The sequence below is a fragment of the Streptomyces sp. DG2A-72 genome, from assembly GCF_030499575.1.
Classification (GTDB): Bacteria; Actinomycetota; Actinomycetes; order Streptomycetales; family Streptomycetaceae; genus Streptomyces.
Genome location: NZ_JASTLC010000001.1, coordinates 5291296 through 5312037 on the forward strand (window position 1 = coordinate 5291296; position 20742 = coordinate 5312037).

24 protein-coding genes and 5 pseudogenes are annotated in these 20742 nt (G+C 69.3%); 12 read left to right on the plus strand and 17 right to left on the minus strand.

Features of this window, described 5'->3' with window-relative positions; genetic code table 11:
- Positions 1-49 precede the first annotated feature (49 nt).
- Positions 50-241, plus strand: a pseudogene (locus QQY66_RS25230) (sortase-dependent protein); the annotation flags it as partial.
- A pseudogene (locus QQY66_RS25235) lies at positions 238-552 on the plus strand (class F sortase); the annotation flags it as partial. The pseudogenes QQY66_RS25230 and QQY66_RS25235, both read left to right, overlap by 4 nt.
- Positions 553-839: 287 nt before the next feature.
- Here QQY66_RS25235 and QQY66_RS25240 read toward each other — a convergent pair.
- From QQY66_RS25240 to QQY66_RS25265, 6 genes are all read right to left on the minus strand, one after another.
- Complete coding sequence (locus QQY66_RS25240; RefSeq protein WP_301982589.1) at positions 840-1268, minus strand: hypothetical protein; 429 nt, start codon at positions 1266-1268, stop codon at positions 840-842.
- A gap of 9 nt (positions 1269-1277) precedes the next feature.
- Positions 1278-1715 carry a hypothetical protein gene (locus QQY66_RS25245; RefSeq protein WP_301982590.1) on the minus strand — a complete coding sequence of 146 codons (438 nt, stop codon included), beginning with the start codon at positions 1713-1715 and terminating at the stop codon, positions 1278-1280.
- A gap of 154 nt (positions 1716-1869) precedes the next feature.
- Entirely contained in the window at positions 1870-2364 is a 495-nt protein-coding gene (locus tag QQY66_RS25250) for a DUF6415 family natural product biosynthesis protein (RefSeq protein ID WP_301982591.1), read from the minus strand.
- Positions 2361-2555, minus strand: a complete 195-nt coding sequence (locus tag QQY66_RS25255) for a hypothetical protein (RefSeq protein WP_301982592.1) — start codon at positions 2553-2555, stop codon at positions 2361-2363. The genes QQY66_RS25250 and QQY66_RS25255 overlap by 4 nt, the downstream gene beginning before the upstream one ends.
- A 91-nt stretch (positions 2556-2646) precedes the next feature.
- Entirely contained in the window at positions 2647-2841 is a 195-nt protein-coding gene (locus QQY66_RS25260; RefSeq protein ID WP_301982593.1) for a hypothetical protein, read from the minus strand.
- A 96-nt stretch (positions 2842-2937) separates the two neighbouring features.
- Positions 2938-4125, minus strand: coding sequence for a helix-turn-helix domain-containing protein (locus QQY66_RS25265; RefSeq protein WP_301982594.1), 1188 nt, complete (start codon positions 4123-4125; stop codon positions 2938-2940).
- A 126-nt stretch (positions 4126-4251) separates the two neighbouring features.
- Here QQY66_RS25265 and QQY66_RS25270 point away from each other — a divergent pair.
- Positions 4252-5474: pseudogene (locus QQY66_RS25270) on the plus strand (IS30 family transposase).
- 66 nt (positions 5475-5540) lie between these two features.
- Here the strand turns inward: QQY66_RS25270 and QQY66_RS25275 are convergent.
- The 3 genes and pseudogenes from QQY66_RS25275 to QQY66_RS25285 form a co-directional block, all read right to left on the minus strand.
- Positions 5541-6182, minus strand: a complete 642-nt coding sequence (locus QQY66_RS25275; protein ID WP_301982595.1) for an HAD family hydrolase — start codon at positions 6180-6182, stop codon at positions 5541-5543.
- A gap of 106 nt (positions 6183-6288) precedes the next feature.
- Positions 6289-6417 (minus strand): annotated as a pseudogene (locus tag QQY66_RS25280) (right-handed parallel beta-helix repeat-containing protein); the annotation flags it as partial.
- Between the two features lie 47 nt (positions 6418-6464).
- Positions 6465-6851 (minus strand): MerR family transcriptional regulator, encoded by a 387-nt coding sequence (locus QQY66_RS25285; protein WP_301982596.1) that lies wholly within the window; start codon positions 6849-6851, stop codon positions 6465-6467.
- A 61-nt stretch (positions 6852-6912) separates the two neighbouring features.
- Here QQY66_RS25285 and QQY66_RS25290 point away from each other — a divergent pair, with 61 nt between their 5' ends.
- On the plus strand, positions 6913-7620 hold the full coding sequence (locus QQY66_RS25290; protein WP_301982597.1) for an SDR family oxidoreductase: 708 nt from the start codon (positions 6913-6915) through the stop codon (positions 7618-7620).
- A 441-nt stretch (positions 7621-8061) separates the two neighbouring features.
- Here the strand turns inward: QQY66_RS25290 and QQY66_RS25295 are convergent.
- Positions 8062-8220, minus strand: a pseudogene (locus tag QQY66_RS25295) (transposase); the annotation flags it as partial.
- A gap of 151 nt (positions 8221-8371) precedes the next feature.
- Between QQY66_RS25295 and QQY66_RS25300 the strand changes: the two are divergent.
- From QQY66_RS25300 to dacB, 5 genes are all read left to right on the plus strand, one after another.
- The gene (locus tag QQY66_RS25300; protein WP_301982598.1) at positions 8372-8758 is read left to right on the plus strand and encodes a sortase-dependent protein; all 387 of its coding nucleotides are present in this window, start codon (positions 8372-8374) and stop codon (positions 8756-8758) included.
- Entirely contained in the window at positions 8755-9366 is a 612-nt protein-coding gene (locus tag QQY66_RS25305) for a class F sortase (protein WP_301982599.1), read from the plus strand. Before QQY66_RS25300 ends, QQY66_RS25305 begins: the two co-directional genes overlap by 4 nt.
- Before the next feature lie 82 nt (positions 9367-9448).
- On the plus strand, positions 9449-9940 hold the full coding sequence (locus QQY66_RS25310) for an RNA polymerase sigma factor (RefSeq protein WP_301982600.1): 492 nt from the start codon (positions 9449-9451) through the stop codon (positions 9938-9940).
- Positions 9924-10367, plus strand: a complete 444-nt coding sequence (locus tag QQY66_RS25315) for a hypothetical protein (protein WP_301982601.1) — start codon at positions 9924-9926, stop codon at positions 10365-10367. Before QQY66_RS25310 ends, QQY66_RS25315 begins: the two co-directional genes overlap by 17 nt.
- 152 nt (positions 10368-10519) lie before the next feature.
- A complete protein-coding gene (gene dacB, locus QQY66_RS25320) occupies positions 10520-11806 on the plus strand; it encodes a D-alanyl-D-alanine carboxypeptidase/D-alanyl-D-alanine-endopeptidase (protein ID WP_301982602.1) in 1287 nt (428 codons plus the stop codon).
- On the opposite strand, the gene QQY66_RS25325 is transcribed toward dacB, so the two are convergent.
- The gene (locus QQY66_RS25325; RefSeq protein ID WP_301982603.1) at positions 11787-12407 is read right to left on the minus strand and encodes a tellurite resistance TerB family protein; all 621 of its coding nucleotides are present in this window, start codon (positions 12405-12407) and stop codon (positions 11787-11789) included. The two genes, dacB and QQY66_RS25325, sit on opposite strands and share 20 nt — an antisense overlap.
- Positions 12408-12958: 551 nt before the next feature.
- On the opposite strand from QQY66_RS25325, the gene QQY66_RS25330 reads away from it, so the two are divergent.
- Positions 12959-14191, plus strand: coding sequence for an acyl-CoA dehydrogenase family protein (locus QQY66_RS25330; protein WP_301982604.1), 1233 nt, complete (start codon positions 12959-12961; stop codon positions 14189-14191).
- Positions 14192-14340: 149 nt separating this feature from the next.
- Here QQY66_RS25330 and QQY66_RS25335 read toward each other — a convergent pair whose 3' ends face one another.
- The 6 genes from QQY66_RS25335 to QQY66_RS25360 form a co-directional block, all read right to left on the minus strand.
- Entirely contained in the window at positions 14341-14940 is a 600-nt protein-coding gene (locus QQY66_RS25335; RefSeq protein ID WP_301982605.1) for a GAF domain-containing protein, read from the minus strand.
- Between the two features lie 31 nt (positions 14941-14971).
- On the minus strand, positions 14972-15574 hold the full coding sequence (locus tag QQY66_RS25340; protein ID WP_301982606.1) for an ATP/GTP-binding protein: 603 nt from the start codon (positions 15572-15574) through the stop codon (positions 14972-14974).
- Positions 15552-15929, minus strand: coding sequence for a DUF742 domain-containing protein (locus QQY66_RS25345; protein WP_301982607.1), 378 nt, complete (start codon positions 15927-15929; stop codon positions 15552-15554). Before QQY66_RS25345 ends, QQY66_RS25340 begins: the two co-directional genes overlap by 23 nt.
- A 2-nt stretch (positions 15930-15931) precedes the next feature.
- A complete protein-coding gene (locus QQY66_RS25350; protein WP_301987486.1) occupies positions 15932-16360 on the minus strand; it encodes a roadblock/LC7 domain-containing protein in 429 nt (142 codons plus the stop codon).
- 48 nt (positions 16361-16408) lie between these two features.
- Positions 16409-18049, minus strand: coding sequence for a sensor histidine kinase KdpD (locus QQY66_RS25355; protein WP_301982608.1), 1641 nt, complete (start codon positions 18047-18049; stop codon positions 16409-16411).
- 482 nt (positions 18050-18531) lie between these two features.
- Positions 18532-18690, minus strand: coding sequence for a hypothetical protein (locus QQY66_RS25360; RefSeq protein WP_301982609.1), 159 nt, complete (start codon positions 18688-18690; stop codon positions 18532-18534).
- A 488-nt stretch (positions 18691-19178) separates the two neighbouring features.
- Here QQY66_RS25360 and QQY66_RS25365 point away from each other — a divergent pair, with 488 nt between their 5' ends.
- Both QQY66_RS25365 and QQY66_RS25370 read left to right on the plus strand, forming a co-directional pair.
- A complete protein-coding gene (locus tag QQY66_RS25365; protein WP_301982610.1) occupies positions 19179-20168 on the plus strand; it encodes an LD-carboxypeptidase in 990 nt (329 codons plus the stop codon).
- A gap of 146 nt (positions 20169-20314) precedes the next feature.
- The gene (locus QQY66_RS25370) at positions 20315-20728 is read left to right on the plus strand and encodes a helix-turn-helix domain-containing protein (protein WP_301982611.1); all 414 of its coding nucleotides are present in this window, start codon (positions 20315-20317) and stop codon (positions 20726-20728) included.
- The last annotated feature ends 14 nt before the right edge of the window (positions 20729-20742 follow it).

Here is a 20742-nt window from a genome sequence, read left to right on the forward strand (position 1 = left end):
CGAAGCTGCTGACCCTTCATGGCTTTGGCATCTCGTTACAACCGCCCTGCCCAGCTCCGAGCCGACCCGTGCCCCGCGTGATCAGGTCTCGGTCGTCCCGAGCGGCGCGCCCGACACCGGGGTGACGTCGGGGGACTCGGGGCCCGGGGCCGGAATGATCGGCGGCGGTGCTGCCGCGGTGCTGGGGCTGAGTGGCGCGGCGGTCTTCGTCGTGCGGCGCCGGCGGGCGACCGGGGTATGACTCCGCCGCTCTCCAGGCGTACGTTCGCGACCGCGGCGGCGGGTGTGCTGACGGCCTCGTTCCTCGCGGGGTGCGGCGGCGGCCACGAGGGCGTGCGGACCGAGCAGGCCACGGGAAGCACACCGCGGTCGACGCCCGGTCCCGCCAAGGCGGCCGGCCGTTCCGTGCCCGTCCGGCTGCGCATCCCCGGCATCGGGGTCGACACCCCGGTCATCCGGCTGGGGCTGGCGTCGGACGGCACCGTGGAAGTGCCGCCGATCACCGCGCACGACCGGGCGGGCTGGTACGGGCACTCGCCGACGCCGGGTGAGGAAGGTACAAACGGGCCGGTGTCTCTTGTGCGCAGTGGTGTGGAGGAAAGACCCCGCTCATCCGCCATGGGGAAGCGGATGAGCGGAGATCGGTTCAGTCCCGCTCAGCGTGGCCATGCCGCCGCTGGCTCTGCGGACTTGTCGGCGGAGGCCCGCCCGGTGGATCAGGGCCCGGCGGTGTTGCCGGTATGTCTACCCTCATTGCTGTGTTCCCCTCCTTTCATGGTGGTTGGGAGCCAGGCGCCCTCGGCCACGTGACCTTTGCCAGGGTGGGCGTGGCCGGGGCGTCATTCCGCGTACTGCGGGTAATACGTGAACTTCGGAGCCACCTGATCGTCGGTGAGTTCCGGCATGGTGAGGTTGCCGGTGGCCAACACGTCCTGGTTGCACCAGGAGGATTCGAGTTCCATTCGTCGGCCGCCGGGCTCCATCTCCCAATCGGCTTCCGAGAACTTCACGACGACGTCACTGCCGCAGATGAACGCACGGGACACCTGCGAGACGATCCACTCGGCTCTCCTGGCATCCCGGGCACCCGGCACGTTGCACCGCTCGGCCATCTGCCAGAGCTTTCGCCAGTTGACACCCGGCGTCAGAGGGCCGACGTACGCGACCTGTTGGTCATCCACGATCCTGCTCGTGTAGCCGAAGACGGGCCCGAACATGGAGAAGACGGTCACTCTTCCCTGGCCCTTGGTTTCATCGGCAGTTGCCATGGAGTCTCCTCAGCAGCAAGGGCCGTCACCACAGCATGTCGGCTGGTTGCAATCGGACTTGGTGCCCCACAGTCGTTCGTCGACCTCGTAGCCGTGGGCGCGGATCTTGGCGACCACATCCACCATCGTGGCGCTGTCTCGATAGCGAGACTTGGGGGCGTGGTGGATGTAGTGCCCGTACCTCGTCTGACACCACTCGGTGTACTCGGGGCTGTGAAGGATGAACGTGTGCCATCCCGGGTCCACAACCTGAGAGGGTGACAGGCACGCACCGGTCTGGCCCATCACGTCCAGCAACGCCAGAGCCTCGCTCATGATCCGCTCGGCTGCGGAACGCTCGTGTCCGTACTCCTCTGCGCAGAATGCGGTCAACCGCTCGAAGAGCTCGGGTGATACGAGGTCCTTGCCGTGCCGCAGGGCGACCGGTCGTTCAGTTGCCACAGTCATTTCGAAGTCCTCTCTTCTGTCTGAGTTGATGTGCACTTGCTGACCCGCTGTGGTGCCGTCGACCTCCGGGGTTGGGCTGCCGGGGCGGGAGGATTCGCGTGCGACCCTGACCCTGCGGTCGCCATGGGGCCCATCCGGGCTGGGGTGGCGCTCGTCAGTGGCGGCGCACCGTGTTCGCGCAGGTGGCGTGGACGCGGCCTGCACGTGTCGCTTCGCCGATGGGACTGCCGTGGTCGTATGGCACGGACTCCCCGTCATCCTCGATCGGCTTGTCGCAGGTGAGGCACATCGTGATTCCGGTGAGCGTGGCGTAGTGGTCGCACAGAGCCAGGACGGACCGGGCGAGGCGCTTCATGCGCTCGAACTCGCCCAACAGGCCCGCGCGCTCGATCTCGTCCAGGCGTCGGTGAGCCTCGCCGACCCCGGCCAGTGCCACCTTCGCGGGCACGTAGCCCTCATGGAGAAGGGGTGCGGTGAGCTGCTCGATCCGCGGAATGAGCTCCCACAGATCTCGGCGGAAGTCGTGTCCGAGGCGCTGAATCGTCTCGTACCGGGGTGGTGCTTGCGCCCCGAGGAGGTCGTACGCCGTGGCCCGCATTGCCGTGGTGTTCAGCGTCGGTGCGTTCGTCTCGGCATGGGTGGCGTTCACTGGGGCACCGCCTGCCCGGCCTTGCCGCGCCGGCAGATGCACTGCTGGTTCACGGACATCAGTGGTGGTGGCTCTTGCCCGCACGGGATGTTCACCGTGCCGCGGTACTCGGGGACCGTGCCGTAGCGGTCCACCTTGTACACGGGGATGGTCATCTTGACCCCGGGTGTTCTCGGGGTTGTAGCGTTCATGGTGTCGACGCTCCCTCTCTGGTTTGAGCGTTGGCCACGCCCCGGGGCCGTCGCGAGCGGCTGCCGGGGTCTACGGCTCGTGCGGTTGCGTTCACACGGTGGTCCTGCTGCGGCATCCGCACGTGGCGACCTGCCACACCCGGATGCTGCCGCGGACCACAACGTGCTCACCCACGCGCAGGGTCTTATTGACCGCTCCACAGTCGAAGCAAGCCTCACCATGGAGCCGGACGATGCTCACGCGCCCGTCGATGATCGTGGGCGCGAGCAGGAGTACGTCGGACATCCCTGGTTCCCATCTGCTGGTTCCTGCGCGTGTGACAGATGGTGGGGGCCGGCGAGGGGCACAAGTACCCCAGCGAGGGGTAGTCGGGCAGCTTGCTCAGGTAGCAGCGCACCACTCGGCGAAGTTGGTGAGCGTCTCGGAGTCGGCCCGCTTCAAGCGGCGCAGCGTGGCAGCGTCCTCTCGCACCCAGGGGTGTTCTCGGGTGTGCTGCGGAGCGATACGGCGGGCAACCTTCAACGACTCGAACGCGTCATCTGCGAGCCCGGACCACAACTGCGCACGGGCGAGTTCGATGTAGAACGCGGAACGCCGTTCGGCCGGCAGACCCCCTGGCGGCTTCCACCCGCCCGCCACGTCGAGGGCGCGGCCGACATGGTCGTCCCCGAGGCTGACTGCTACTGACACCTCGTGGACCTTGACGGAGTCGGGCCCGAAGGCGGTGCCGTAGTAGACGTCTTCAGGTACCCGGGCGGCCAGGGCGCTTGCCTCATTGAGGTGGGTGACCGCCGCCGAGGCGTCACGGGCTCGGCCTGCGATGACGGCGGCCCGCATGTGGAGCGCGCCCTTTGCTGCGATCTCCTGCGCTGTGCCGGCGGCCGGTGCGGCATCCAAGGCTTGTTCCAGGGCGCGCAGCCCTGACGTGTGGGCGTGGGCTGCGAAGAACGTCTCTGTGCGCACGTACGCGACGGACGCGGCCAGCAGCGGATCGTCGGCCTCTGGGACCGCCCACCTCATGAGTTCGATCATGCGGGCGGAGAGGTCGCGAGCGCCGAATTTGTAGGCGACGGCGTCCGCGGACCGGTAGGCCATGACCAAGAGCCCGGCCAGTTCGGGCCGTTGTCCGGCGAGGGCTGTGTGGTAGGCGCGGGCGAGATCGGTGAGCAGGTCGGGAAGCTTGTGGACAATGCGCGTGTACTGGGCTCCCAGCCGCCAGCGGGCGGCCTCCGTAACCGATGTCCGCAGTTCGTGGACGGGGCGGACGGGGCCGTCGTCTGGGAGGTCGTACGTAGCGATCGCGGCGGAGAGCGCGGGCAGCGACTCGTGGACGCGCGTGTGAGTTGGCACGCGGTTGGCGCGCAGATGGGTGGGATCTACACCGAGAGCGTCTGCGATTGCCTCCAACGTGGAATCGCTGACCCCGCGCTCGCCTCGCTCGATCTTGCGGACAGTGCCCAGAGAGACGCAGGCGGCCTCAGCGAGCTGCTGCTGCGTCATCTTCGGACGCATGACGCTGCGGTAGTAAGCGATCCGCGCGCCTACGTCACCCTTGGTGCGTGCGGGCATTCTGGCTCCAGTTCGGTGCGTCCACTCCGAACCGTACTCGCGCCGAGACACCGCGTGGACATGAACGGCCCCATCAGCCCTGCTTGAGTTCTTGTGGTCGTCGCAACACCCCAGCTGGGGAGTGCGATGGACTTCGAGATCCGGGACCGGTCAGTCAACCGGGGCCGTCGTAGATTGACCGAGGAGCGGCGCGTCTACCTTCAGCTCGTGCAACAGGGTATGAGCAGTCGGGAAGCGTGCCGGATCGTCGGGATCAACCTCCGGACGGGGAAGCGGTGGCGTAACGGCCGCGCCCCGTCCGGCAGTGAGGTAGGGGCGCCGCCGATCACCGCGGCGGCGCCTGTCTCCGGTCCCAGCCGCTTCCTGCGTGAGACCGACCGGATCCGCATCGCCGACCGGCTGCGGGAGAAGGCGTCTTTTCGGCAGATTGCCGCCGAGCTGGGCCGTAGCCCGTCCACCATCAGTCGGGAGATCCGCCGCAACCGGACCGTTGACCCGCGCGGCCGGTGGCATTACCGCCCCATGCGGCCCAGGCCCGGGCCGAAGCACGCCGGCCCCGGCCCAAGCCGGGGAAGATAGGCCAGAACCGGGAACTGCGGCATTTCATCCAGGCTCACCTCGGTCTGCGGTGGAGCCCCGAGCAGATCTGCCGGGTGCTGCGCAGGCGCTTTCCCGACCGGCCGGAGATGCACGTGGCCCACGAGACGATCTATCAGGCCCTCTACGTCCAGGGCCGCGGTGAACTGCGTCGCGAACTGGCCCAAGCTCTGCGCACCGGACGCACCATGCGCAAGCCCCGCCGCCAGGCCCAGCAACGCCAGAAGCGGTTCTCCACCCCCATGGTGATGATCAGTGAGCGTCCAGCCGAGGCAGCCGACCGGGCCGTGCCCGGCCACTGGGAAGGCGACCTGATCATCGGCAAGGACAACGCCTCCGCCATCGGCACCCTGGTCGAACGGGCCACTCGCTACGTGATGCTGCTGCACCTTCCCCACGGTTGCGGCGCGGAACACGTCCGCAATGCACTGGTGGACACCGTCAAGACCCTGCCCGCACACCTGGTGCGGTCGCTGACCTGGGACCAGGGCATCGAGATGGCTTCCCACGGCTCCTTCCCCCTCACCACCAACGTCCCGGTCTACTTCTGCGACCCGGCCAGCCCATGGCAGCGCGGCTCGAACGAGAACACAAACGGCCTGCTACGGCAGTACTTCCCCAAGGCCACCGATCTCGCGGTCCACACCCGCGACCGCCTCGACGCCGTTGCCGCCGAACTCAACAGCCGCCCACGCAAAACGCTCGACTGGGAAACCCCAGCCGAGCGCCTGCATAAACTGCTCACGGCCTGATCAAACAACCGCGTGTTGCAACGACCCCTTGAATCCGCCCTGGCTGGTGGGGCCGCACGGTTCCGGTCAGCCCTTCACGATCTCGGTGAGCTGGGTGAGGCTGTCGATCCGCCAGTCCGCCGCGGCTACAACCTCCGGATCGTCTGCCCAGAGATGTCCCCACGGCCCGCGGCGAAGGTGCGCCGTACGCAGCCCGGCCGTCTTCGCCGGGAAGACGTCGTTGGCCGGGTGGTCGCCGACGTACAAGGTTGCGTGCGGAGCAGACTGCGCCACCTCCAGCACTCGACGGAAGAACTCCGGCTGCGGCTTCGCGACGCCCCACTCACCCGAGGTCACAATGAGATCGGCCGAGAGACTCAGGGTGCGCAGCAATTCCGCTGCGCGGGGCGTTTGATTGCCCGCGATGATGACGCGCACGCCCTCGTTCCGGAGTGCCGACAGAGCAGGGCGGACGTCGTCGTAGAGGTCGCTCTCGTCAAGGTGCTCGCCGCGCCCGGCGGCTTCGCGGGCATCGTACTCGGCGGCGACGTCGATGCCTGGACGCACGAGCCGCAGGGCTTCGGAGTTGTCGTGGCCTTGGGCGACGACGGCTCCGACGAGTGCGGAGAGGGTGTGACGGGGAACGCTGAGCCAGTCGGCCCAGGAAGCCCAGTAGCGGTCGTCACGGGTGATCGTCTCGCCGATGTCGAACACGATGGTCTCAATCACCCTGGGAGCCTAGGGGGCTGGGGCATCGCTGGCATCGCCCTCTCGGCGCACGCGACGGCCCGCCGGACATCGGCTGTCCCGCGGGCCGCTCTGTGTGATGACGCGATCAAGGAGTGACCTGAGTGCCCCCGAAGGTCACGACCAGGCGTCCGTCCGAGGCGAAGGACCACCTCAGAGCGCCGCTGTACGACGAGCACCGGGAGCCGTTCGTGCCGGACCAGAACTGGTTTGGCGAGCCTTTGGCCACCTCAGAATTCGAACGAGGCCAGGAAGTCCGGTCGATCATGTGGCGGCATCCACGCTCGCCGAGCATGTAGCTGGAGAGATCGCAGACTCGGTGGCGATGCCGATCAGCTCATCGAGTCGGTCGTGCGCCCTGGTCAGGTCGTCGATCTGCGTCCGGATGCGGTCGCGTTCGTCCTTGAGTCGCTGTGTCATCCGTGGGGTTGCGACGAGGGTGTCCAGGAAGGGCAGGACCTGCAAGATCGCTTTGCTGCTCAGCCCGGCCGAGTAGAGAAGCTGGATGAACTTGACCCGCTCAATGGCGGACTCGGGATACTGCCGGTGGCCGCTGGGGCTGCGGTCGGCGATGACGAGCCCCTGCTCTTCGTAGTAGCGCAGCGCACGGACGCTGACTCCAGCGCCTTCGGCCACCTTTCCGATACGCATGGCACCTCCCGGCGGTCCAGACTTGATCCTCACGTTGACGTGAGGTTTTAGTCTACGTTCCATGAACATCCACGGAGCCACCGCGCTCGTCACCGGAGCCAACCGCGGCATCGGCCGTCATCTCGCTGCCCAGCTCGTTGAGCGGGGCGCGAAGGTCTACGCGACCGCCCGTCGACCTGAGTCGATCGATCTCGACGGTGTCGAGGTCCTCGCCCTGGACATCTCCGACCCTGTCGCCGTCGCGGCGGCAGCCCGCGTAGCAGGCGACGTCAACCTGCTTGTCAACAACGCCGGGACAGGAGGCGGCACCCTGCTCGGTGACCTGGACGCTGTCCGTGCCGCACTGGACGTGAACTTCTGGGGCACGCTGTCCATGGCCCGCGCCTTCGCGCCGGTCCTCGCGGCGAACGGCGGGGGCGCGATGGTGAACATCGCCTCGTCGGCGTCCTGGTTCGTCTTCCCCGGCAGCAGCGCTTACGCGGTCTCGAAGGCCGCCCTCTGGAGCATGAGCAACGCCCTGCGCCAGGAACTGGCCGGGCAGGGCACGAGCGTCACCTCGGTGCACCTCGGAGCGGCGGACACCGACATGATGAAGGGCTACGACGTGCCCAAGATGGACCCGGCCGATGTCGCCCGTATCACCCTCGACGGTGTCGAGACCGATGCGTTCGAGGTTGTCGTCGACGAGTTCACCGCGATGGTCAAGGCGTCGCTGAGCAAGGACCCGCGCGACTTCGACAAGCAGTTCCAGCAGTTCCTGAACTCCTGACCACAGCCAGGGGCCCCGGACGGAGGAGTTTCGGTGGCGGGGCCGGGGGCTGCGGCTGTCGGGTCAGCCCCGTTGTCGCCGGTTGCGCAGACGTAGTCGCGGTGGTGGTGCGAGAATCGGGCGGCTCGGAGACCCGCGTGGCGCCTGGGTGGGGCTGCTGACCGTCAGTGTCAGGATGATCAGTCGCGGTGGGCCTCGCGGGAGGCCGGCTGTCGGCTGCTGCGGGAACTCCGGCGGGTGATTCGCCTGGTCATAAGCAGGACGACGGATCCGGGGGTGTTCTTCGGGCGGCTGACGGTCTTGATCGTCAGGTTCAGGTATGTCTTCGCCCAGGTCACGAGCTGTCCGGCATAGGCAGAGTCGGCCCAGACGATGGTGATCTCGGGGTGCGTCAGCCGCAGCCGAGACAGCGCTTCCTTGGCCGCGTTGCGGTCGGTCGGTCATGTCGGCCGGGGTGACCATGACGAACAGCGGCAGGCCTTTCGTATCCACGACCAAGTGCCTTTTCCGGCCGTTGTTTTTCTTGCCGGCGTCGTAGCCGCGGGAGTCCTTCCCGACGGTTTCGGCGGCTTGCACCGACTGGGAGTCGATGACGGTGGCCACCGCTCCCGGGGCCCGGCCCGGCGCAAGGTCGGGCCCTTCATGGCTTTGCCATCTCTTTACAACCTGCCCCACCTCCGCCTCGTCTCTCCGCTCGATCCGTCACACAGCCCGCCGCGTACCGGGCGGTCCGACGAAAGAGAGCGAATCCATGCGCCGAACTGTCCTCAGCGTCCTGGCACTTGCGTGCACCGCCGTACTGGCGGCCACCGCACCCGCGCTCGCCGACGAGGCGACGACCCCCGCCCCCAAGGAGACCGCCGCCCCGAGTCCCGTACCGGCCGAGGACGGAAGTCCGAGTGCCGCGCCGGCCGAACCGACGACTGTCGCGCCGACGGAGGACGCCCCCAGCTCCGAGCCGACCCGTGCCCCGCGTGATCAGGTCTCGGTCGTCCCGAGCGGCGCGCCCGACACCGGGGTGACGTCGGGGGACTCGGGGCCCGGGGCCGGAATGATCGGCGGCGGTGCTGCCGCGGTGCTGGGGCTGAGTGGCGCGGCGGTCTTCGTCGTGCGGCGCCGGCGGGCGACCGGGGCATGACTCCGCCGCTCTCCAGGCGTACGTTCGCGACCGCGGCGGCGGGTGTGCTGACGGCCTCGTTCCTCGCGGGGTGCGGCGGCGGCCACGAGGGCGTGCGGACCGAGCAGGCCACGGGAAGCACACCGCGGTCAACGCCCGGTCCCGCCAAGGCGGCCGGCCATTCCGTGCCCGTCCGGCTGCGCATCCCCGGCATCGGGGTCGACACCCCGGTCATCCGGCTGGGGCTGGCGTCGGACGGCACCGTGGAAGTGCCGCCGATCAGCGCGCACGACCGGGCGGGCTGGTACGGGCACTCGCCGACCCCGGGTGAGGTCGGCCCGTCGGTGATCCTCGGCCATGTGACGGTCGGTGAGTACGGCGACGGGGTCTTCCGGCATCTCGACCAGCTGCACCGCGGCGACCGGATCGAGGTGCGCCTGGGGAACGGTACGGAGGCGGAGTTCGCCGTCACCGCCGTACGCACGGTCGCCAAGGCGGACTTCCCGACGGACGACGTCTACGGTGACGTAGGCCGCCCGGAGTTGCGACTGATCACCTGCGGCGGGCCCAAGAGTGGCGACGAGTACCGCGACAACGTGATCGTCTTCGCCGCGCTGAGCAAGAGCTGAGGGCGAGTTGAGCGTGCGCTGAGCGTGCGCTGAGCACGAGTTGAGCCAGCCCCCCCCACAACCCGCACCATCCTGGAGAGCGTTGAAACGGTCCCGCGACAAGGCAGCGTCCGAACTGTTCGCCGCCCTCTACCCGCGCCTGGCCGGCTGGTGCCGCCGTCTCGTCGACGAAGACGAGACGGCGCACGAGATCGCGTCGGAGGCGTTCACCCGGTTGTGGGCGCGCTGGACGAAGGTGGAGGAGCCCCGCGGTTTCCTCTACGTCACGGCGGCGAACCTCGTCCGGGACCACTGGCGCAAGCTGGAGCGCGAGCGCAGGGCCGTGCGCAGGGCCACCCATGAAGTCGCGGTGCGCCCGCACGCCGAACCGGCCGACCCGTCCGTACGGCTGCTCGTGCAGTCCCTGCCGGAACGACTGCGCGTGCCGATCCTGCTGCACTACTACGCTGACATGCCGATCCGGGAGGTGTCCGTGCTGACCGGACGTAAGGAAGGAACCGTCAAGGCCGACCTGCACGCGGCCCGCGAGCTGCTCCGCGTCCAATTGAGGAGAAGCCTTGACCACACGCTTTGACGAGGACCCGGAGTTCGCACCGGACGACCCCCTCGCGGTGATCCTCCGCCCCGCCTCCGAGCATCTCGCCCCGCCCCCCGGCCACTACGAGACGATCCGCCGCACCGCGTCCCGCCGCCGACTGCTCCGCGCCGCGGCCGGAGCGGCCCTGACCTGCGCCGTCGCCGCGCTCATCGCCCTGCCGGTCCACCTCTCCACACCTCCTGCCGCCCCCTCGGCCCCGCTCGCACCACCGCCCCCGAGCGGTCGTACGACGCCCCCCGCACCGTCGGCGCCCTCCACCCCCTCGCCCTCCGAGAGCGCCAGGCCCACCCGGAACACTCCCACCGACGTGTCCCGCCCGCCGAGCAGCACAGCGGTGCCCAGCCCCGCCGGGCCGGCGGCGGAGCCCCCGACGGAGGCCGCCACGTCCGAGAGCAGCCCCTGACACGGCGACACGGCCGACATGCGCCTGGTGCCGGTTTTGCGACGAGTGGCGGGTAATTCCCGCATAAGTTGTGCCTGTTCTGCTCGCACCACTTGTCCACCCTCCACTTGTACCGAGGCCCCCACATGCCCAGTTCCCGCAAGCCCAGAACGATGAGCCCGTCGCTCCGCCGCGTGCTCGTGATCGTGGCGACCGCCCCCCTCGCCGCGACGATGCTCGCCGCTCCGTCCGCCGTCGCCGTCGCAGCCGACCCGGCCGCCGCGCAGCGCTCGGCCACCGAACTCGACCGCACCGACCGGAAGATGGCGGACAACCTCGACATCCGGGTCCGGGACCGGCGGCTGGGCGGCCGGGTCAGCGGTGTCGTCATCGACGCGAAGTCCGACCGGACGATCTGGGGTCACCACGCGAAGACAGCGCTGATGCCCGCGTCCAACGTCAAACTCGCCACCGCCGTCGCCGCGTTGACCGTCCTCGGCCCCGATCACCGGTTCACCACCGAGGTCGTCCACGGCCACGGCACGCTCACCCTCGTCGGCGGCGGCGACCACACGCTGACCACCGGCGACCTCGACGCGCTGGCCAAGGACGCGGTCGCGGGCCTGAAGAGGGCCGGTGTGACGTCGGTGCGGGTCCGCGTCGACGGGCGTCTCTTCCCCAGGCCCACCCGCGCCACCGGCTGGAAGCGCGGCTACTACCCCGGCGAGGTCACGCCGGTACGGGCGCTGGCCGTGGCCGGGCACGCCGTCATGGACACCTCGCTGGACGCGGGGCAGGTCTTCGCGCGGCTCCTCGCCCAGCGGGGCGTCACCGTCACCGGTGGCGTCAACCGCGGTGCGGCCGGGGCCCGGGACGTCACCGTCGGGCAGCACCGGTCGGCCAAGCTGTCCAGGATCGTGCGGCGGATGCTCAAGGTGAGCGACAACGACATCGCCGAGTCGCTGCTGAGGATGACCGCGCTCGGCGCCGGACGCCCGGCCACCTTCGAGGGCGGGACGGCGGCCGTACGGAATGTGCTCAGCGGGACGTACGGCGTGTCGCTGGCCAACTTCCGGATGTACGACGGCAGTGGGCTGTCCCGTGCCACCCGGATCCCCGCGCAGACGCTGGCCGAGATCCTTGATCTGACCGTCGACCCCCGCCACACCCGGACGCTGAAGTACGTCGCGGACGGACTGCCGGTCGCCGGGCAGAGGGGCTCCACTCTCGGGCCGGAGTGGGGCCGGTTCGACACCGCGGCCTCGAGGTGCGCCGTCGGAAAGGTCAGGGCCAAGACCGGCACCCTGACCGGCGCCATCGCGCTGAGCGGCATGACGAAGGCTCAGGACGGGCGGTGGAAGGTCTTCTCCTTCGTGGAGAACGGCTCACCCGCCGCCGCGAGCGCCACCAAGGACGCCCTCGACGGCCTCGCCGCCACGGTCAACGGCTGCTGGGCCTGAGCGCGGCAGCCACGACCGGCGCCGGGCAGTGCCGGCGCCGGTTCGGCGACCGTGTGCGGTCAGAGGCCGAACTCCTGGGGGACAGGCCGAGTGCCGCGCACGCCTCGCGCAGGACCTGCTCCTCGGCCGGCGCGATGTAGCCGTCCGCGCCCGCCACGACGAAGCCGGTCTGTACGACGGCCCTGGCCTCGGTCGGCTTCTTCGCGGCCTTGGCGATCTCCTGCATGGCCTCCGCCTTGGCGTGCTGGAAGTTGACCGCGAGCTGGTCGACATGCTTGTTGAACCGCTGCCGCAGCTGGTCGGGCGGGAAGTTCTGCAGCACGTCGTTGCTGACGATCAGCGACTCCACGTGCTGCCGCTCGGCCGGGTCGACAGTCCCGTCGGCGGCGGCGACCAGGGCGCACATGGCCATGCTCGCGTCCCGGTAGGCGCCGCTCTTCAACTCCGTCTTCAGAGACGTGAGCTGGGTCTTGAGTGCGCTCACCAGCTGCGCCTTCGATCCCCCGCCGGACCGCGCACCCGGAGTCCCGTGACCGCCGGAGCCCCGCGACCCCTGCTGCAGCCCCTTGGCCTGGTCCTTGATCCGATCCCACATCGCCATACATGCCACCTCGACTTGAGCCCACATCGTTCGGTCGCCCGCACCATTCCCGGGCCTCCTCCTGGCAACGCCTCCCCACGGCCCGAAGTTCCTCCGTAACCAGTGGGGCGCGAGTGGCTCCTGGTGCAAGCCTGCTGGTCTGTGACCCCTGGGAATGTGGCCGATCTGCGGTTGTCGAACGCAGTATCGATCCAGCATGTGGGCCTCATATCAGCCACACAGAAGGTGACTGATTGTCCATGTGCCCCGCCGACTGCCCGCCGGGCAATTGCCTGATGGGTGGGCGCATGGCCGGATGGGTTGAATTCTGTTCAATCGTGAACGGCTTCTCTCTGTTACTTGCCAATGTTCAAGTCAAGTTTCGTTCCATAGCGCATAGTTGGCGCGGAATGCAAGCTACCGTTTTTCGGCCAACCCTCTATGCTGATCTTGGCTGGGATGGATCGATAAGTAGACAATCCTCTGGGCGGTCGGCCCTGGGGCGAGGAACCACTGCCCGACGAATGACCTCCGGCTCCGCACGGAGTCGGAGGCAGCGTGCTGGAGGGGTTGTGGAACGCTACTTTTTCACCAGCGGGTGGCACGATGACCTGCGACGAACGGTGCGCGAGTTTGCCGAGCGAGAAGTACGGCCCCGGATAGCGGAGATGGAGACTTCGCGAGCGGTGGCACACGACCTGTCCCGGCTCATCGCCCGGCAGGGCTGGATCGGCGTGACCATCGACAAGGCGTACGGCGGTATGGGCGCCGGACATCTGGCCAAGACCATCATCATCGAGGAACTCGCCCGCGTCAGCGGAGCGATGGGGGCCATGGTGCAGGCCTCCCAGCTGGGCGTCGCCAAGATCATTCACTTCGGCGACGAACTGCAGAAGCGCACCTGGCTGCCGCTCATCGCCGCGGGCGACTGCCTGCCGACGATCGCGGTGACCGAACTGGAGTCGGGCGGCCATGTCCTGGGGATGAGCAGCACCGCCGTCCGTGACGGCGACGACTACATCCTCAACGGGCACAAGGTCTTCGTCGGCAACAGCCACGTCGGAGACCTGCACGGAGTGGTCGTACGCACCGGTGAGGGAGCGAAGGGCCTGTCGGCCTTCCTCGTCGAGGCGGACCGCCCCGGCTTCTCGCTCGCCGAGCACCAGCCGGCGATGGGCCTGCACGGCTTCAGCTTCGGCAAGCTGATCTTCGACAACCTCCGCATACCCGCGGCCAACCGGCTCGGCGCGGAGGGCCAGGGCCTGTCCGTCGCCTACTCGTCCAGCATCCTCTACGGACGCCCCAACCTCACCGCCGTATCCCTCGGCATCCACCAGGCCGTCCTGGAGGAGACCACCGCCCTGTGCATCGAGCGGGAGCGGTACGGCGCACCGCTCGGCGCCCTCAACAGCGTCAAGCTCAAGCTGGGCCGCATGAAGTCCCGGCTGATGACCGCCCGGCTGGCCGCGTATCACGCCGTGCACCTGCTCGACCAGGGGCTGCCGTGCGACGCGGAGCTGATGAACGCGAAGTTCCTCAACCACGAGTCCGCCGTCGAGTCGGCCACGGCCGCGATGGAGATCCACGCCGCGGCGGGCCTGTTCACGGACCGCCCGGTGGAGCGCTACCTGCGCGACGCCCACCACATCTACGCCCCCGCCGGCACCTCCGACATCCAGCTGCTGAGGCTGGGCGAGGTAGCCCTCGGCACGTCCAAGGGTCAGTGGTCCGAACGTCTGGCCCACCTGGTCCGGATGGTGGGGCCGCACTCCAGGGAAGGCCAGCTGGAGCCGGCGGCGGGCTGAACCCACCTGAATTACAGGGAGCCACGGACACAAAGACGTGCCCGCGGCTCCCACATCTGCGGGTTCGTTGTGGCTGGTCGCGCCCACGCGGCGAAGCCGCATATCGACACAGCCCCGCGCCCCTTTCGGGGCGCTGCCTGAGCGCCTCTTCAGATCCCGCCGCGCTCCTCCATCGCATGGATGCGCTCAACCAACTGCTGTGCCAGCGACTTGATGGTGGCAAGGCCTTCCCGCCCCCACGGGTGGGTGTCCGTGTCCACCACGCAGATCGTCCCGAGCGCCATCCCGGTCTTCCAGTCGATCAGCGGAGCGCCCATGTACGAGCGGATGCCGATCTCGTCCACGACCCGGTTGCCCGCGAACCGCGGATAGTCGCAGACATCCTCGAGCACCAGCGCCTTCTTGCGGACGACGACATGCGGGCAGTACCCCTGGTCCCGCGTCATCGTGCGGCCCACCTGCTGCTCCTGCGGTGCCGCCTCCAGCTGCACGCCGGGCTTGCCGGCGGCGTAGAGACCGGCGAAGTACTGGCGGTTCTCGTCGATGAAGTTGACCATCGAGAACGGCGCACCGGTGACCTGCGCCAGGTTGCGCGCGAACTCGTCGAACTCCGGGACGGGGGCGTCCCCGATGCCGAGCTCGCGCAGCCGGGCCACCCGGGCCGGCGCGTCCCGGTCCTCGGGGGTCAGCAGCAGATGGCTGGTCGGGTCGAACTGGGTCGGCGGGGTGTAGGGAACCGGGACTGACATGCAGGCTCCATTCGGCCGCGCTGAGGGTGCCTCAGCGCAGCGGGTTGAGTTCCGCGGGCGGGGTGCCGGGAGTCGAGGCGAGCAGATGCTGAACGAGTGCGATCAGTACGCGGGTTGCGGAGTTGCACTGCCGTGCGTCACACATCACGACGGGTATCTCGGGCTTGAGGGCGAGGGCCGCGCGGACCTCCTCGGCCTCGTAGCGATAGCCGTTGTCGAACTCGTTGACGGCCACGATGAAGCCGATGCCGCGCCGCTCGAAGAAGTCGACCGCGGCGAAGCAGTGGTCCAGTCTTCGGGTGTCCGCGAGGACCACCGCGCCCAGGGCACCGTTGGACAGCTCGTCCCACATGAACCAGAACCGTTCCTGTCCGGGCGTACCGAACAGATACAGCACATGGTCCTTGTCCAGGGCCAGCCGGCCGAAGTCCATCGCCACCGTGGTGGTCGTCTTGTCCTCGATGCCCACCAGGCTGTCCGTGCGGGCGCTGACCTGGGTCAGCAGTTCCTCCGTGCTGAGCGGCTCGATCTCGCTGACCGCGCCGACGAAGGTTGTTTTGCCGACCCCGAAGCCTCCAGCGACGAGGATCTTCAGGGCGGTGGGAAAGGGATCAGATCCGCTTTCGAAGGCCATGCAGCACCGCCTCCAGGATGTTTCGGTCGGTCGGAGAGGCTGCCTCGACGGGACGTGGCGACCGCATGGCGAGCGCCTGGTGCGTCACGAGGTCGGACAGCAGGACTTTGGTGATGACGGCCGGCAGCCGCAGATGAGCGGCCACCTCGGCGACCGACACGGGCGCGTCGCACAGGGCGAGCACCTGGTCGTAGTCGGGTCCGAGGTAGGTCGGCGGCCGGACGCCGGTGGCGATCACGAGGGTGAGCAGGTCGAAGTGGGCCGAGGGACGGGTGCGGCCGTTGCTGACGGTGTACGGCCGTACCAATCGGCCCGCCTCGTCATCGAGCCACGACTCGTCGTCGGCGTCCGACATGCTCAACGTCCCGCGTCCGGCGAGCCGCCGGGCACCTGCTGTCGGGCCGGGGTGGAGAGATACGGGCGCACGCTCTTGACCAGCATGGCCATCTCGTAGCCGAGTACGGCCGCGTCGGCGTCCCGCTCGGCCAGCACGGCCAGACAGGCGCCCGAGCCGGCCGCGCAGACGAACAGCAGGGCGGTGTCCAGCTCCACCACCACCTGCCGTACGTCCGCTCCCTGGGCGAACTGCACGCCGGCGCTGCGCGCGAGGGAGTGCAGTCCGGACGCCAGGGCGGCCAGGTGTTCCGCCTCGGTCGGTGTCTCGAACCCGTCAAAGGCCTTCGCCAGTCCGTCGGAGGACAGCAGCAGGGCGCTGCGGGTGTAGGGGACCCTCTGGACGAGTCCGGCCAGAAGCCAGTCCAGATTCTTCTGCTGGCCGGCATACATGTCGCTCACGGTGGCGTTCTTCTCCTTGTCCGAAAACGGAGCCAGTGGTCATCGGGAGCCGCCGGCGTGCGGCTCGTCGGGTTCGTTGTCGGCCAGGTCGACTCCGCGCCGGAACATGGCCATCAGTCCCGGATCGTGCTCCACCTCCTGGTCGTCGGACCGGCGTGGGGCGGGGCCGTTGCGGAGTTCCGGCACCAGGTGCTCCTGCGCCTGGCGCTGCGGCAGCGGCGGCCGTCCGTCCCGGGCGTCCGAGCCCAGGGAGGGACCGCGGTCGTACGCCTGCGGCGCTCCCGTACCCCGTGCGTGCTGCTGCGGCGGGGTGTACGGCGGCGGCGCTCCCGTCCCCCGTGCAGGCTGCTGCGCCATGGGGCCCGGTGCGGCAGGTGCGGCGGCCTGTGCCTGGGCCGGGGGCAGCGGCTGCCGAAAGGCCGGCGGGGGCATCACGGGCCGGGCGGCGGGCGTCCGGCCGGCCTGCTGCTGTGCGCCGGTGATCTGCTGCTGGTGCGGCGGGACCGGGCGCTGCGCCGGGGCCGGGGCGGCCTGGGGCGGTCTCTGCCTCTCGCCGGCCGCCTGCGCGGGCGCGTCCCCGGGCTCGTCGCCGAGCAGACCGGGCGGGATGATCAGGATCGCCTGGATACCGCCGTAGATGTTGCTCTGCAGCCGGACCGCGATGCCGTGGCGGCGGGCCAGCGCGGAGACCACGTACAGGCCGATCCGGCCGTCGGCGAGCAGCTTGCCGAGGTCGATGTGGTCGGGCTCGGCGAGCAGGGCGTTGATCCGCGCCTGCTCCTCCAGCGGCATCCCCAGACCGCGGTCCTCGACCTCGATGGCGAGCCCCGCGGTCACCCGCTGGGCGCGCAGCAGGACTTGGGCGTGCGGTTCGGAGAACATCGTGGCGTTCTCGACGAGTTCGGCCAGCAGGTGGATGACGTCGGCGACGGCGTGGCCGCGCACGGTGCCCTCGATCGGCGGCACCAGCTTGACCCGGGAGTAGTGCTCGACCTCGGCGATCGACGACCGCAGCACCTCGGTCAGGGTCACCGGGCGGGTCCACTGGCGGCGGGAGACGGAGCCGCCGAGCACGGCGACGTTCTCCGCGTGGCGGCGGATGCGGGTGGCCAGGTGGTCGACGTGGAAGAGGCCCTTGAGCAGTTCCGGGTCCTCGACCTCGTTCTCCAGCTGGTCGAGCATGTTGATCGCGCGGTGCACGAGGGACTGCAGCCGCCGGGCGAGGTTGACGAAGACCTCGACGCGCTCCTCGCTGTCCGGCGCGCTGCCGCGGGGCAGCTGTGCCGACTGCGCCAGGGCCGTGCAGGCCTGCCAGGTGCCGACGCGGATCTCGTACGCGAGCCGGTCGACCGGGTCGGTGGGCGGCGGGCCGGCCTGCGCGAACGGAGCCTGCTGCTCCAACGGCTCGCCCCGCTCCAGCCGTTGCAGCGTGCCCCGCAGCGCGGCCTGGCCTTCGGCGACGGCGCGGCGCAGCGGCGCGTGCTGCCGTGACACGTCCCGGGCCGCGGCCCGCCCGGCCCGTACCGCACCGGCCAGCACCCCGCAGCCGAGCACGGCGCCGGCGATCAGCGCGGTCCAGGTGGTCCCGTCCGCGGTGCCGTCCTGGGTGAGCAGCACGAAGGCGACCAGCGCGGCGGAGAGGACCGCCATGAGGGCCGCGGGAAGGACGGCGAGACGCACCGTTCGCGACAGTGTGGCCGAATCGCTCGGCGTGTCCTGGGCCGGCGGCCTGGCATGCCTGTTCCGTGCCGAGCCCGTGGCGCCCGCCCGGTCGGGCTCCGAGCGCACTGCATAGGTCGGGGATTCGGGCATCGGAGTCCTCTCGATCAACCAGCTCGGACACACGGCGCGCAGCGCGAGGTAACCGTCAACTCAGGAGCACTATCGGGCGGTTAATAGGACAGCCACACTATGCCACCCCCCTCACACCGGCGTAATCGCATCACCACGGAAACGGAATCCCGGCCCGCCGAAACGATTCGGCGGCGCTCTCGGCAACAATGCCGGACACGCCGCGTTGACACGAGGGAACTTGACGATGGCGAGAAAAGGGCGATGCGGCGTCCGCTGCCGTAAGCGGAATGCCGTGGATGGCTGTCCGGGGCGGGTCGCGGGCCGGGGGACCGTCGCCCGGCCCGGCGCTCAGCGCAGGTCGAGCAGCATCACGTCTTGGAGATCCGCGCCCAGTTGGGCGCCTCGGCGTCCGTGTCCGTGCGCCCTTGATGACTGACCGCCCGGCTGAGGGCGCGGCGCGCCCCGGAGAGGTCTCCGGTGTGGGTGGCCACGTCGGCATCTCGTAGCGCGATCACCAGGTGCACCATGTGTCCGGCACCTTCGTGAGTGGCGAGCTCACATGCACTCCGGGGCGAGGCGTACGGGACCGGTGGCGGTCGCCCCGGCCGAACCGGCGCCCCACCTCAGTGGTCGGCTTCGGAAATCCTTCGAGGGTTGCCATCGGGGCCCGATTCCACATCAGTCACTCAGGGCCTGTCCGGCGGATCATGCCGGCGTCGCGGGGTCTGGCACGCACATCTGCACCGATGAGGCACCGTTCCTCAGCCGGCCTGGTCCGCCGGACAGGCCCCAGTGGTCTGGGGTGGCGAAGTGGGGCTGGCAGGCACGGTCGAAGGAGTCCTCGGGGTGCCGACGAACCCGTCATCGGCACCCGCCCTTCCTGGGTTGTCCGCGTGGAGGCGGTCGGTGGGCCCAGCCGGGGTTTCGGGGCTTGGCTTGATCATGTCGGTGAGGCGGAATATCGGCGGCACGGGCCTTGTTGCGCGCCATTATTGATCAACAAGGAGGAGGCCCCATGCCTGCGATCCTTCGGCCCCGCGCGCTGCGTTCCGGCGATCTCGTGGTCGTTACCGCGCCCTCGGGCCAGCTTGAACCGGGTGAGGAACCACTGCTCGCCCGCGGTGTGGCGATACTCGAGCGGATGGGTTTCCGCGTGCGGGTCAGCCCGATGGTCAACCCGGCGCAGAATCGCTGGTGGGCGTCGGGCACTCCGGCGGAGCAGGCCGACGAACTCAATGCTTTGCTCCGGGACCCGGAGGTGCGGGCCATCGTCGCGCATACCGGTGGACAGGCGACCATCGGCTATCTCGATTTGATCGATCTGGACGCGATCCGGGCCGACCCGAAACCGATCCTCGGCTACAGCGATATCTCGCTGCTGCACATGGCGTTGCACGCCAAGACCGGCCTCGTCGGCTTCCACGCCGACATCGCCACCCACGGTTTCGGCAGCGATTGGTACACGCTGGGCGACGAGGCCCGTCGCTCCGAGCTCGTCGACCTCTACACCCGTGTGCTCACCAAGGCCGAGGCGCCGGGCGTGCTGCCGGCGATGGGGGCTTGGGAAACCTGGCGGCCGGGCCGCGCGCAGGGACCACTGTTCGGCGGTTTGCTGAACCGCCTGGTTCTACTGCAGGCGACACCGTTCGCGCTGGCCGCCGAACGGTTCGAAGGCGCCGTGCTGTTCTGGGAGGAGGTGCAGCGGCCGGTCTCGCGGATCTGGAACGACCTGCATACCTTGCGGCTGTCCGGTGTGCTGGACCGGATCGCTGGCATGGTGGTCGGCATCCCGACTGAGGTCACGCCCCACGATGGCGGCACAGACCGCGCAGGTCTACGCGACGTGGTGCTCGATGTCCTGGCGCAGCGTGACATCCCGGTCCTCGCCCAGGTCGACTTCGGCCACACCTCGCCGAACCTGCCGCTGCCTGTCGGCGTCCGCGCACATGTGGACGCGGAGAACCGGACGCTGTCCCTGCTCGAGCCGGCGGTCGCGGAAAGCTGAGTTCTGTTGGGCATTGGCGTGAGCCCGGAGGGCTGCGACCCGTCGTGTTCCGCTTCTCCCGATCTACCTGCCTGTCATGCCCGTTGCCCCGGCCTGCCCGATCGTCCTGACCGCCGCCGAGCGCGAGCGACTGAAGAAGATGGCCTATGGCCACAAGACCGAGCAACGGCTGCGGTGCCGTGCGCAGATCGTCCTGCACGCGGCACGTCGGTGCGCGCATCGCACACGAGACCGGCCTGCATCTGGACACGGTTCGTGCCTGGCGCGGCCAGTTCGCTCACGGCGGCCGGCCGGCGCTGGCCGACCGTAAACGCTCAGGGCGCCCGGCCCGCTTCACCCCCGTGCGGCCGCTCAGGCCCTACAGAACAGACCGCCGCAGGGCCAGCCACGCAGTGCCGCACACCGTCGACCGCACCGAGACCACGTCTGAAGCTCGCACGGCTGCGCCTGCCAACCACGGCTGCTGTCCGCCAACTTCGGTCCACCCGGATGCGGCGTCGTGGCCGAGCTGTTCTGTGCCCTGGGGCATTCATTCCGGATTACTGGCGAGCGTGGCATGAACGACGCCGGAGCC